The following is an 11,414-nucleotide window of genomic DNA, read 5'->3' as shown; positions in this document are numbered from 1 at the left end:
CCCCAGACGATCCCGTAGCGGGCCTCGTTGAGGCAGCTGAGCGGTCCGCGCAGCGACTGGACTTCCGGCAGGCGGTTCGAGTCCGGGATACGCACGTCATCGAAGGCGAGCTCGGAGGTGACCGAGGCCCGGAGCGAGAGCTTGCCGTGCATCTCGGGGGCGGAGAAGCCCTCCATGCCGGCCTCGACCAGGAAGCCCTGGACACCATCTTCGGTGGTGGCCCAGACCACGGCCACGTCGGCGATCGAACCGGAGGTGATCCACATCTTCGAACCGTTGAGGATCCATTCGTCGCCGTCCCTTACGGCCTTGGTCCTCATGCTGCCCGGGTCCGAGCCGGAGTCGGGCTCGGTGAGGCCGAAGCAGCCGATCTTCTCGCCGGAGGCCAGTTCGGGGAGCCACGCCTGCTTCTGCTCCTCGCTGCCCCACTTCCAGATCGCAAACATCGCCAGCGAACCCTGGACCGAGCAGAAGGAACGCAGGGCACTGTCGCCCGCCTCGAGCTCCATGCAGGCGATTCCGTAGGCGACGGCGCTGGAGCCGGCGCAGCCGTAACCGGTCAGGTGCATGCCGAGCACGTCGAGGTCGCCCAACGCCTTCGGCACGGAACGATCGAAGGTGCCGTTCTCGAAGTGCTCGTTGATCCCGGGGAGGTACTTCTCGTTGACGTAACGGGCGACCGATTCCTTGATCAGTCGTTCTTCGTCGCTGAGCAGCCTGTCAATTTCGAGAAAGTCTTTGGGTTTCACCGTGCACCCATTATGCCTGCCCGCGCCTGCTCGTGACCGAGAGCCGGGAGCACAGCCCTGATGGAGCGCAGCCTCGGACGGTCCGGCGGCGATCCCGGACGGGAATTCTGCCCGGGCGGAGGACTTCCGCCTTGCCGGTGGACCTGGCGGATAGGCTGGCCGACATGGAAATCGGGGGAACACTGGTGAGGGGTGCCGTCCGGATCGCCGTGCTGGCCGCCACGCTGGCTTTGGTCTACTTCTTCATCCTCAGGCCGATCCTCGACACAACCGAGACGGTCACCGGAGGCATCGGCGGCAACCTCGAGAAGACCTTCAACGACATCAACGAAGCCTTCGACCAGGCGAACGGACAGGGCGGGAGCTTCAGCCGGGTCCAGATCAAGCAGAAGGTCACCCGGGTCGACGGGAAGCGACAGAAGCAGTTGATCAACTGCATCCAGAACTCCCAGCAGGACATCGCACGCATCCAGCGCTGCGCCAACCGGTTCAGCAAGCCGTTGCCTTAGTATGCGATGCGTTCAGATGAATACGCCGAATCCGGTTTCCGTGTGGAACCGGGACGGGGGACCCACTGGAGGCAGGTGAAGGCCGGCCTCCCGGGGCGAATCGGACCGCGGTCCGTAGCGCAGCTTCTTCAGCGCGAGCCCGACAGCTAACCCCGCAGGCATGACGAAGAAGGAGGTGCCATATGGATCTGAATAACCAGTTGGTCGATCCGGTCGTCGAAGTGACGGGCGTTCGCGCCGTGGTCGCCTACGCGGTCGGTGGAGTCGTCGGAGCGGCGATCGCACTGCCGGTGCTGATCGGCGTCTTCGGCCTCTGATCGACGCGGCTCCGGCCCGGCCAGGCGGCCGGGCCGGCATGCCGCGCTCAGGCGGGAGGTCAGCCACGCACCCGCACTGTCACCACCGGTGAGTCGGCCGGCAGGTAGGGGAAGTCCTGCGAAGGGAGCAGGGTCGCGCGCAGCCGTATCTTCGCCAGACCGGTGATGTAGCGGAAGCGGTAGGAAGCCCTGAAGCGGCCGAAGCGGTCGGTCCGTGTGACCAGCACAGGCCGCCAGGAACGGGAGCTGCGCTCGAAGTACCTGATCGCCACCACGCTGCCACGTGACGGCTGCCGGGCCGCGCCGGGCCTGACCCATCCGCGGAAGCGCACCCTCTTGCCGGTCTTCAGCCGGATCGGCCGCGCAGCGAAGCTGAGTGAACCGACGACTCCGAGTCGCAGCGATTCGGCCGAAGACCCCGAGTTGCGCGAGTCGCCGGGAAAGCTGACGCTCACCCGCCGCGAAGTCCCGGGCTCGAGGCCGATCGCGAAATCGCCGTCGGCACCGGTCCGGAGCTGCCGGACCGTCCGGCCCGACCTCGACCCGGAACCCGGTGTCTCGACCACCGTCACCGTCTTGCCGGCGACTCCTCGGCCTCCTTCGCCGATCAGCCGACCGCGCAGGCTTGCCGACTCGCCGAAAGGAATCTGTATCGAAGTACCGCTGGTGTGCGGGCCGAGCAGCGCCGCTTCGAGCCGGGTCTCCTCCTTGAGTGGCACCTTCAGGACCAGTCGGGTCCCATCCTCGCGACGGTCTGAAACCGCCTCGTTGCCGGCCTCGTCCCGAACCCGGGTCCGGATGTCGTACAGGCCGGGTGGCAGATCCACCGAGGGGAACGTGGCGCTCAGCAGGGCGCCCCCTTCACGGGTATCGAATCTGGTGGGGAGGTCCTGCCAATCGTCTTCGCCTTGCCGACGGTAGGAGATGACCCCACCCGCCGGACCGGAATGCTCGTCGGTGACGGTCGCGCGCAACAGTTCCGGGGTTTCCGGGTCAGGGTCGAGCAGGAAGGCGACCGGGTCGACGTCATCGAGGCGAAGCGTCGCTTCGGCGTTGGCCACCGGATTCTCGTTCCCGGCCGCGTCGACCAGCCAGACCGTGACCCGGTAGATGCCCGCGGACGGCACCGTCAGCCCCGCAAGCTGTTCGCTGCTGCCGAGGGCCGCGACTCCGGAGTCATAGCCTCCCGGGCCGGTGATCCGGTACCTCACCCCGCTGATCGGCGCCGCGACTCCCTGGTCGGGATTGGTCCACTGGAGTGCGAACGAGTTGCTGCTCCGCCAGTCGTCACCGCCGACGACGCCCAGACTGCGAGGGGCGGACGGGGCGTTGTTGTCGGTCAACAGGGCGCCTGGAGCCGCGCAGCCGCGGTTTCCGGCGAAGTCGGTCGCGCAGCCCGTGACTTCATGAGGACCGTCGCTCAGCCGGGAAGTGTCGATCGAGTGCGAACCGCCGGCCACGGTCCGGCAGGGCTGCATCTTCGTGCCTCGCCACTGCCCGGCGATGCGGTCGATGTCACACGGATGCTCGGTACTGACCCGTGTCGTACCGTCAACCACGGTCTCGGCCCAGCGCAGTCCGGAACCCACGTCCGAACCGTTCCAGGCGAAGTCCTGGGTCCCGCGCAACCAGCCGCCGGAACGAAAGGCCCCGTTCAGCGAGGCTGCCGGCGTGACAGCATCCTCGAGCGTGATCGTCATGCCCCGGATCCCGGCCAGCGAGCTACCGGTGACGGAACAGAAGCGATCGGCGGGCAGAGCGCAGAGCAGCCTCGACTCGAAGGCGGCGACGTGGGGAGAGAAGGCTCGCGAGAACTCCCGCCTGGTGCTGTCGGTCGAAGAGAATTCGGCGAAGGAGGTGAACGAGCCCCCTGCCGTCGCCGAGCCGATCCGGTGCTGGAAGTTGTCCCTGAGCACATGCCAGCGTGCCCCGTTGACGGTGACGATGGCCGTGCCGGGAGGGGCGTTCCAGCGCCAGCGGGCGAACTTGGTCGCGCTGACCGCGGTCGTCGACCCCCTGGTCCCGCTGGTGATGTGGACGCCGTCCCAGGGATCCGATCCGGCCGGCACCCCGCACCAGGAGCTTCCATTGAATTTCCCGTTCGCCGTCTCGAGCCAGTTGCCGTCGTTCCCGACTTTCCAGCCGCACTGGGCGACCGCATAGCGGGCAGCACCGGCCTCGCGCACCGGTCCGGTCGCCAGACCGACGAAGAGGGCGGCCAGGAAGGTTGAGATCAGCAGAAAAGCGGGATGACGGGTGCTGTGAAGGTGGGCTTTCATTTCGGCTCCTCGAGTAGTGACATCGGTTCGCCTAAGGCCCTGCGGGGGGACTCTCTCCCCTCTCTGCCAGAATTGACTCATGGCACTCCCCACCGAAGAGCAGATAACCGAAAAACTGACCGCCGTGATCGACCCCGAGCTGAGGCAGAACATCGTCGAGCTCGGCATGGTGCGTTCGATCGAGATCAAGCCGGACGGGCAGGTCGACGTCACCGTCTCGTTGACCACGCCCGGCTGCCCGATTCGATCCCATTTCCAGGAGGCGGTGGTTTCCCAGGTCTCCTCGCTCGACGGGGTCACCGGGGTCGGAGTCGGCTTCGACGTACTCTCAGACGAGGAGAAGGGCCGGCTCCAGGAGACGCTCGGACGAAGCAAACTGCCTCAGGGCGCCCTCGCCCAGGTCAGGAACGTCATCTGTGTCTCCTCCGGCAAGGGCGGGGTCGGCAAGTCGACGATGACAGCCAACCTGGCCGCCGCCCTGCAGGCCCAGGGCCAGACCGCCGGAGCGCTCGACTGTGACGTCTACGGGTACTCGATCCCGCGCATGCTCGGCGTCAACGTCAAGCCCGATGTCAACGGTGAGCGAAAGATCATCCCGCCGGAGTCGGCCTCCGGAGTCAAGACGATGTCGATCGGCTACTTCGTCGAGGACAATTCGGCCGTCGTCTGGCGCGGGCCGATGCTCCACAAGGCGATCCAGCAGTTCCTCGAAGACGTCGCCTGGGGGGAGCTCGACTACCTGCTGCTCGACCTGCCGCCCGGGACCGGCGACATCGCCATGACGCTCGCCCAGCTTCTGCCGCAGGCCAAGATCGCGATCGTGACCACTCCTCAGCCCGCCGCCCAGTCGGTCGCCAGGCGCTCGGCCGAGATGGCCAACAAGGTCGACCTCGAAGTGATGGGCGTGATCGAGAACATGTCGGGCTTCACCACGCCGTCGGGCGAGACCTTCTCGATCTTCGGCGAAGGCGGCGGAAAGCTCCTGGCCGACGAGATCGCAGTGCCGCTGCTCGGAACGATCCCGCTCTCGGAAGAGCTGCGCGAGCATGCCGACCAGGGCAGGCCGCTGGTCATCGATCAACCCGACTCGCCGGCCGGCAAGGCGATCATCGAGACGGCAAAGCGGATCATCGCGTCGACCCCGCGGGATCTCCCGATGCTGCAGTCCGACGTACCGGCCCCACCCGAGCCGCCGAAGATGGGCACCAACGCCCGCGAACTGCCTGTTCTTCAGTAGCTGATCCGCCGGCCCGCTCCGGTCGAAGCGGGCCGGAGATCCAGTGAGGGCGGCAGGATCGAGACCTGCCGTCGATTCAGATCGGGCCCTGCCGTCGATTCAGATCGGGACCTGCCGTCGATTCAGGCGGAGTTCCGGAAGTACTCGGCGTTCTTCTCGGCGAAGTGCGCCCATTCGGCGGGAAGCTGATCCTCGGCGAAACAGGCGTCGACCGGACAGGCTTCCACGCAGGCATCGCAGTCGATGCATTCGTCCGGATCGATGAAAAGCATCTCGAACTTCTCGTAATCGGGTTCATCCGGAGTCGGGTGGATGCAGTCGACGGGGCAGACCTCCACACAGGAGTTGTCCTTGGTGCCGATGCAGGGTTCTGCGATTACGTAGCTCATTGAGAGATGCTCCTGGATCTTCTTTGAACGAGGCCTTGGCACATCCCGCGGCCCGAACGGGGATCTTAGAGATTCGGTGGAAGCAGATGCGCCGATGCGACCCGATCCGGGAGGGGGCGACCAATACACTTCGCCCGCATGCCGTCGTCGATCCACCCCTCAACGCGCCTCGGAGCCGCTCGCGACCAGCAACCGTCGCGGGGAGACCCGGCGTGATCCTGCTGACCGGGGCAACCGGCTCGACCGGCTCCCGCCTGCTCGAGCGCCTGCTCGAAGCGGGCGAGAGCGTGCGCTGCCTGGTCCGGGAACCTCGGCGCCTCGGCCCGCGCCGGGTGGACGTCCAGATCACGATGGGAGACCTGCGCGAACTCTCCGACCCCTTTCTGCTGAGACAGGCGATGCGCGGCGTCGACACGGTGATCCACCTTGCCGCCTCGAAGCGTGACCAGCCGCCGTACCGGGTCGAGGAACTGAACGGCCTGGCGACGGTCCGACTGGTCGAAGCGGCTGAACGGGCCGGCGCCGGGAGGTTCGTCTACTTCAGCGCGCTCAACGCTTCGCCGGTCCAGCGCACCCGCTTCTTCCGCTCGAAGTGGACCGGTGAGCAGGCAGTGCGAACGTCTCCCCTGGAGACGACGATATTCCGGCCGTCAGTGGTCTTCGACGAGAGCGATCCGTGGGTCCACCTCGTCCGCCGGCTCTCCTTCCTGCCCGTGGTGCCGGTGGCTGGTGACGGTCGCTCCAGGTACCAGCCGATCTGGGCCGACGACGCCGCCCGCGCGGTGATGGCAGCGCTGAAAGCCGGTGGCGGCGGCACCTTCGACCTCGCCGGTCCGGAGACCATGACCTACGCCGACATCTCGGATCTGGTCGCCAGTCTGGCCGGTCGCCCCAGACCGTTGTGGCGGGTACCGTTGCCACTGGTCCACCTCGGCCTCGAGGCTCTCCACGGGATCTTTGGCGAGGCGGTGTTCGCAACCTGGCAGGAGGCAGAGCTGATGCAGGTCTCGATGACGTCGGACGTCGGCACCGCCCACGCCGAGTCACTCGGGGTGAACCCGCTGTCGATGACCGAAGTCCTCGCCGGCAAAGCCTCCGCGCACCCCCGTTCACACGGGCGGGCCGATCCCGGCTAGCGTCAGAGGACAGTCGCGGGATTCAGGCGAGGAGGAACAGATGGCATTCGAAGACCTGAAGGGCGTTCACAGGATGATCTGGGATGCGGCACCATTCCAGGAGATCGAAGGGCTGGTCGCCGACATGCACGACGCCATGATCGAACGGGTCCGGCCCGCCCCGGGCCTGTCGTGGCTGGACCTCGGCTGCGGTACCGGGGCGATCAGCACACGCGCTGCTGGGGCCGGTGCGTCGGTGACCGGTATCGACCTCTCGCCGAACATGATCGAAACCGCGACCCGCCGTGCAAGAAACGACGGGCTGGAGATCGAGTACGAAACCGGAGACTGCGAGAACCTGCGTTTCGAAGACGGTGCCTTCGACGTGGTCAGCTCTTCGGTCGGCATGATGTTCGCCCCTGACCATGCGGCCACGGCGGGTGAGATCGCGAGGGTCTGTGCTCCGGGCGGACGGGTCTGCCTGACCACCTGGCGGCCGGACGGCGGTGTCGGCCGCTTCTTCGAGTTCATGCGCCACTACCTGCCGCCGTCAATCGAAGGGGCCGGCAACCCGATGGACTGGGGCCGCGAGGATTACGCCGGACGCCTGCTCGGCACAGCCTTCGAACTCGAGTTCGAGGAATTGGACACGCCCTTGGAGATCGAAACCGGCGAGGAGTACTGGGAGTTGTTCACCAGGGCATTCGGCCCGGTCAGCCTGATCGCGAGGTCGATCGACGACGAGGCCCGCGAGGAAATGCACCGTTCCTTCGTCGAATGGGCCGAGCAGGACCGCGACGGCGACATGATCAGGCAGTCACGCACCTACTTGCTCACCACCGGAACCCGCCGCTGATCCCCCGTATCAGCCGCTGCCCCGGCCTCGCCGGCGAATACCCCGCGCAGCTCTGACCCGGAGACACTCCAGACCCCCGGAGGTGCACACGATCAGTGGTCCCTGGGTCATGTGAACGTGTGCGCTGCAAGAAAAAGGGCCCCGGGATCACCCGGGGCCCTTTCGGAGGCCTGAGCCTCGGTAGGTCGAGACCTACTTACATCATGCCGCCCATTCCGCCCATGTCGGGCATCCCGGCAGGCATGCCGCCTCCGCCTTCTTCGGCGGGTTCGGCGATGATCGCCTCGGTCACCAGGATGTTCTTGGCGATCGACGCGGCGTTCTGCAACGCCACCCGGGGGACGAGCGTCGGGTCGAGCACTCCGGCCTTGACCATGTCCTCGTACTCGCCGGTGGCGGCGTTGAGGCCCTCACCGGACTTGAGCTCGCGGACCTTGTTGACCACGACCGAGCCTTCGAGACCGGAGTTTTCGGCGATCTGCCGGACCGGTTCCTCGAGTGCGCGATGGACGATCTGCGCACCGGTGCGCTCGTCGGCGTCCTCGAACTTGTCGACGTCGAGACCGTCCTGAGCGTTCAGGAGAGCGACTCCGCCACCGGGGACGATGCCCTCTTCGAGCGCCGCACGGGCCGCCTGGAGAGCGTCCTCGACGCGGTGCTTCTTCTCCTTCATCTCGGTCTCGGTAGCGGCGCCCACGTTGATGACGGCCACTCCCCCGGCGAGCTTGGCGAGCCTTTCCTGGAGCTTCTCCCTGTCGTAGTCGGAGGTAGTCTCCTCTATCTGGGCCCTTATCTGCTTGATGCGGGCTTCGATGTCGTTCTTCTTGCCAGCGCCGTCGATGATGGTCGAGTTCTCCTTGTCGATGACGACCCTCTTGGCCCTGCCGAGGTCCTTGAGCTCGACGGTCTCGAGCTTTATGCCGAGCTCTTCGGCGATGAGCTTGCCGCCGGTCAAGGTGGCGATGTCGTCGAGCATGGCCTTTCTCCTGTCACCGAAGCCGGGCGCCTTTACAGCGGCCGCCTGGAGGGTGCCGCGGAGCTTGTTCACGACCAGAGTCGCGAGGGCCTCCCCCTCTACGTCCTCGGCTATGATGAGGAGCGGCTTGCCCATCTTGGCTATCTTCTCGAGCACGGGGAGGAGCTCCCTCATGTTCGATACCTTCTTTTCATGGATAAGGACGAACGCGTCCTCGAGAACGCACTCCATCCTTTCGGGGTCGGTCACGAAGTACGGGGACAGGTAGCCCCTGTCGAACTGCATGCCTTCCACGACGTCGAGCTGGGTCTCCATGCCCTTGGCTTCCTCGACGGTTATGACGCCTTCCTTGCCGACCTTCTCCATCGCCTCGGCGATTATCTCGCCGATGGTGGTGTCACCGTTGGCGGAGATGGTGCCGACCTGTGCGATCTCCCTCTTCTCCTTGACGGGCTTGGTGAGCTTCTTGAGCTCGGTGATGGCGACCTCTACGGCCTTCTCGATGCCCCTCTTGAGGTCCATCGGGTTGTGGCCTGCGGCCACGAGCTTGCTGCCTTCCCTGAATATCGCCTGCGCGAGGACGGTGGCGGTGGTGGTGCCGTCTCCGGCGACGTCAGAGGTCTTGCTGGCGACCTCCTTTACCATCTGCGCGCCCATGTTCTCGAACTTGTTCTCGAGCTCGATTTCCTTGGCGACGGTGACGCCGTCCTTGGTGATGAGCGGGGAGCCGAAGCTCTTCTCTATGACGACGTTCCTGCCCCTGGGCCCGAGGGTTACCTTCACCGCGTCGGCCAGAGTGTTTACGCCCTTCAATATAGCGCCCCTGGCGCTATGGCTGAATGAAAGTTCTTTTGCTGCCATTTTATGTGTCCTCCTTGGTTATAAGTGGGGTTGTTTTCAGTAGTCCGTTGGTCTTATTACTTCTCGAGGACGCCGAGGATGTCTTCTTCCCTCATGATGAGGAGGTCCTCGCCGTCGACCTTTATCTCGGTGCCGGCGTACTTGCTGAAGATGATGGTGTCGTTGACCTTGACGGCCAGCGGCTCGGTCTTGCCGTCCTCTTTCTTGCCGGGCCCTACGGCTATGACTTTGCCTTCAGCCGGGGTCTCCTTGGCGCTGTCGGGGATTATGATGCCGCCCTTGGTCTTTTCCTTTTCCTCGAGCCTTTTGACGATAACGCGGTCGTGAAGCGGTCTGATCTTCATCCTGTCAATCTCCTCCCTGAAATTATATTTTGATTTTTTCTGCTGGTTTTAAATGAAACCGGCTGTTTTGTGCTCTAAATATATGGCCCCCTGCAATGTTTGTCAAGCGATTTTGGCACTCTTTTTTCGAGAGTGCTAAAATATCTTTGCCCTTGTACTTTTCAGCCGTAAACCGCCTGGCATGGCCCATTAAACCCCGCCTGAAAGAAATAGTTTGACAGAACATGGCAAATGAGATATTTTGTATACCAGTAAGTAGTTGCAGGTATTGTTCTGGAGTAAGCATTAGCTTGCAGTACAGGACCTCAAGCACTTATGAATTTGAGAGAAAGGAGGTCCTGAGCAATGGCAAAGGGAAAAGTGAAGTGGTTCAATGAATCCAAGGGTTTTGGTTTCATTGAAAGGGAGTCCGGTGAGGACGTTTTCGTTCATTATACCTCAATCCAGGGTGATGGTTTCAAGACCCTGAAGGAAGGTCAGGCTGTGGAGTTCGACATAGCCAAGGACGCAAAAGGTTCCAAGGCCGTAAACGTGATCCCCCAGTAATTTAGGGAACTCGAAAAAACAAAAGGCCCCATGCGAAAGCTTGGGGCCTTTTTTTATTTCCAAACCACAAAATCCTCAAAATCCAGCGGGATAAGCACTATCCCACCCCCGGCAGGCAACTTTCCTGTTGCCAGAAATCCACTTTTTGCCTATAATAAGTGTAACAATTGTAACCTGCTATAATCAGAAAGGGGATCTCCCCCCACTGGCAGGCAACATAAGGGGCCTCTAAAAATTAGATATTTTTTCCGAGGTCGAGGAAGGGTGGAAATAAAAAGCGCAGCATATATGACAATATGTGAGCATTTTTATTTCAACCCTGACAAAGAGATCGGGAAAAAGAGCAATTTTTATAGGCACTCATAAACCAGAGGTGGCCGCCTATGGTTACAGGGATCAAGCCGATTGAGCACTTCAAGGAGCTGGTTTCCGACGCCTTGCAGCACCAGAAGGTCATCACGAACGAGATGGCCGAATACTACCTCTCCAGCCTCCTGGCCAGCTTCGCTACAACCGAAAAGAGCATGGACGAACCCCTGGCCATCGCCTACTTGAAGGCTCTTGGCTCGGCAAGAGACGTCCAGCTCCGCCAGATGCGCGATATAGGCGACATCTCTCTTTTCACCTCCGGCTTTTTCTCCGACAGCCTCAAAAGAAAGATAGTGGACATCGACTATTACATGGCGATGGGGTCGTCGTGCTACAGCTACGTGGCCTCGGTCGACAGGAACGAAGGGGTAAGAGGCCTTTTCAGCGAGCTGGCGGCCAAGTTCGCCGCCTTCGTCGACGTATTGAACGAGGTGAGCGAGCGGAGCAGACTCACTTCGTCGAAAGACGTCCTGCGCGTTTACGAGAGATGGCTTCGCACGAAGAGCGCCTTCGCTGAAAAAAGATTGAGGAGCATGGGCATAGAGCCGCTCGATACAGGCACGAAGCCGGTGCACTGAAGAGCAGACTGGCTGTTTTTTCAAAATCCTCTCCCCGTTCCAAGGGGAGAGGATTTTTTTGCCCTCCATCTTGCGCGCTGCCGCGCTCGAGCGGCCTCGCATAAAAACCGTGTAACGCGGCTGCCGCCGCTTTTTCTGTTTACCCGGCTCGCTCGCTTTCAGCCTCCTGCCTCCGAGCAGGCCCGCTTATACAGCCTCGCCCTCCTTCGGAGGGCATCCCTGCTTCCTCGCCTGCTCGCCCCCTCCCCCAACCTTAGGCTTCGCTACGCCGGGTAAACCGTGCATGGTT

Annotated in this window: 12 protein-coding genes and 1 riboswitch; of the genes, 7 read left to right on the top strand and 5 right to left on the bottom strand. The window is 63.2% G+C overall.

Annotated elements, in window-relative coordinates; genetic code table 11:
* Positions 1-749: acyl-CoA dehydrogenase family protein (locus RCH91_RS20115; RefSeq protein WP_306537039.1), on the bottom strand; the 749-nt coding region annotated here is incomplete at its 3' end.
* A gap of 131 nt (positions 750-880) precedes the next feature.
* On the opposite strand from RCH91_RS20115, the gene RCH91_RS20110 reads away from it, so the two are divergent.
* Complete coding sequence (locus RCH91_RS20110; protein ID WP_306537037.1) at positions 881-1,258, top strand: hypothetical protein; 378 nt, start codon at positions 881-883, stop codon at positions 1,256-1,258.
* 13 nt (positions 1,259-1,271) lie between these two features.
* Positions 1,272-1,435, top strand: a riboswitch (cyclic di-AMP (ydaO/yuaA leader).
* Positions 1,436-1,440: 5 nt separating this feature from the next.
* Positions 1,441-1,575, top strand: coding sequence for a hypothetical protein (locus tag RCH91_RS20105; RefSeq protein ID WP_306537035.1), 135 nt, complete (start codon positions 1,441-1,443; stop codon positions 1,573-1,575).
* 59 nt (positions 1,576-1,634) lie between these two features.
* Here the strand turns inward: RCH91_RS20105 and RCH91_RS20100 are convergent, their stop codons facing one another.
* A complete protein-coding gene (locus RCH91_RS20100; protein WP_306537033.1) occupies positions 1,635-3,854 on the bottom strand; it encodes a carboxypeptidase-like regulatory domain-containing protein in 2,220 nt (739 codons plus the stop codon).
* A gap of 79 nt (positions 3,855-3,933) precedes the next feature.
* Between RCH91_RS20100 and RCH91_RS20095 the strand changes: the two genes are divergently transcribed.
* Positions 3,934-5,091: an Mrp/NBP35 family ATP-binding protein gene (locus tag RCH91_RS20095; RefSeq protein ID WP_306537031.1), complete on the top strand. Its 1,158-nt coding sequence runs from the start codon at positions 3,934-3,936 to the stop codon at positions 5,089-5,091.
* A gap of 122 nt (positions 5,092-5,213) precedes the next feature.
* Here the strand turns inward: RCH91_RS20095 and RCH91_RS20090 are convergent, their stop codons facing one another.
* Positions 5,214-5,480, bottom strand: a complete 267-nt coding sequence (locus RCH91_RS20090; protein WP_306537029.1) for a ferredoxin family protein — start codon at positions 5,478-5,480, stop codon at positions 5,214-5,216.
* Positions 5,481-5,692: 212 nt separating this feature from the next.
* Here RCH91_RS20090 and RCH91_RS20085 point away from each other — a divergent pair, with 212 nt between their 5' ends.
* Together RCH91_RS20085 and RCH91_RS20080 are read left to right on the top strand one after the other, a co-directional pair.
* Positions 5,693-6,616 (top strand): NAD(P)H-binding protein, encoded by a 924-nt coding sequence (locus tag RCH91_RS20085; RefSeq protein WP_306537027.1) that lies wholly within the window; start codon positions 5,693-5,695, stop codon positions 6,614-6,616.
* Between the two features lie 40 nt (positions 6,617-6,656).
* Positions 6,657-7,451 carry a class I SAM-dependent methyltransferase gene (locus tag RCH91_RS20080; protein ID WP_306537025.1) on the top strand — a complete coding sequence of 265 codons (795 nt, stop codon included), beginning with the start codon at positions 6,657-6,659 and terminating at the stop codon, positions 7,449-7,451.
* Between the two features lie 196 nt (positions 7,452-7,647).
* Here RCH91_RS20080 and groL read toward each other — a convergent pair whose 3' ends face one another.
* Both groL and groES read right to left on the bottom strand, forming a co-directional pair.
* The gene (gene groL / locus RCH91_RS20075) at positions 7,648-9,288 is read right to left on the bottom strand and encodes a chaperonin GroEL (protein WP_306537024.1); all 1,641 of its coding nucleotides are present in this window, start codon (positions 9,286-9,288) and stop codon (positions 7,648-7,650) included.
* A 56-nt stretch (positions 9,289-9,344) separates the two neighbouring features.
* Positions 9,345-9,632: a co-chaperone GroES gene (gene groES, locus RCH91_RS20070; RefSeq protein WP_306537022.1), complete on the bottom strand. Its 288-nt coding sequence runs from the start codon at positions 9,630-9,632 to the stop codon at positions 9,345-9,347.
* 345 nt (positions 9,633-9,977) lie between these two features.
* On the opposite strand from groES, the gene RCH91_RS20065 reads away from it, so the two are divergent.
* Positions 9,978-10,178 carry a cold-shock protein gene (locus tag RCH91_RS20065; RefSeq protein ID WP_306537020.1) on the top strand — a complete coding sequence of 67 codons (201 nt, stop codon included), beginning with the start codon at positions 9,978-9,980 and terminating at the stop codon, positions 10,176-10,178.
* Between the two features lie 383 nt (positions 10,179-10,561).
* Positions 10,562-11,125, top strand: coding sequence for a hypothetical protein (locus RCH91_RS20060; protein ID WP_306537018.1), 564 nt, complete (start codon positions 10,562-10,564; stop codon positions 11,123-11,125).
* Positions 11,126-11,414: the final 289 nt, after the last annotated feature.

The sequence above is a fragment of the Geobacter sp. genome (genome assembly GCF_030834625.1).
Lineage (GTDB): Bacteria > Desulfobacterota > Desulfuromonadia > Geobacterales > Geobacteraceae > Geobacter.
This window is presented reverse-complemented; position numbering and strand designations above follow the sequence as displayed.

What these genes read in the sequence shown, in the direction of transcription:
- groL (WP_306537024.1), bottom strand. Translation starts at nt 9,288, where the DNA reads ATGGCAGCAAAAGAACTTTCATTCAGCCATAGCGCCAGGGGCGCTATA.
- RCH91_RS20100 (WP_306537033.1), bottom strand. Translation starts at nt 3,854, where the DNA reads ATGAAAGCCCACCTTCACAGCACCCGTCATCCCGCTTTTCTGCTGATC.
- RCH91_RS20065 (WP_306537020.1), top strand. Translation starts at nt 9,978, where the DNA reads ATGGCAAAGGGAAAAGTGAAGTGGTTCAATGAATCCAAGGGTTTTGGT.
- RCH91_RS20080 (WP_306537025.1), top strand. Translation starts at nt 6,657, where the DNA reads ATGGCATTCGAAGACCTGAAGGGCGTTCACAGGATGATCTGGGATGCG.
- groES (WP_306537022.1), bottom strand. Translation starts at nt 9,632, where the DNA reads ATGAAGATCAGACCGCTTCACGACCGCGTTATCGTCAAAAGGCTCGAG.
- RCH91_RS20090 (WP_306537029.1), bottom strand. Translation starts at nt 5,480, where the DNA reads ATGAGCTACGTAATCGCAGAACCCTGCATCGGCACCAAGGACAACTCC.
- RCH91_RS20105 (WP_306537035.1), top strand. Translation starts at nt 1,441, where the DNA reads ATGGATCTGAATAACCAGTTGGTCGATCCGGTCGTCGAAGTGACGGGC.
- RCH91_RS20095 (WP_306537031.1), top strand. Translation starts at nt 3,934, where the DNA reads ATGGCACTCCCCACCGAAGAGCAGATAACCGAAAAACTGACCGCCGTG.
- RCH91_RS20060 (WP_306537018.1), top strand. Translation starts at nt 10,562, where the DNA reads ATGGTTACAGGGATCAAGCCGATTGAGCACTTCAAGGAGCTGGTTTCC.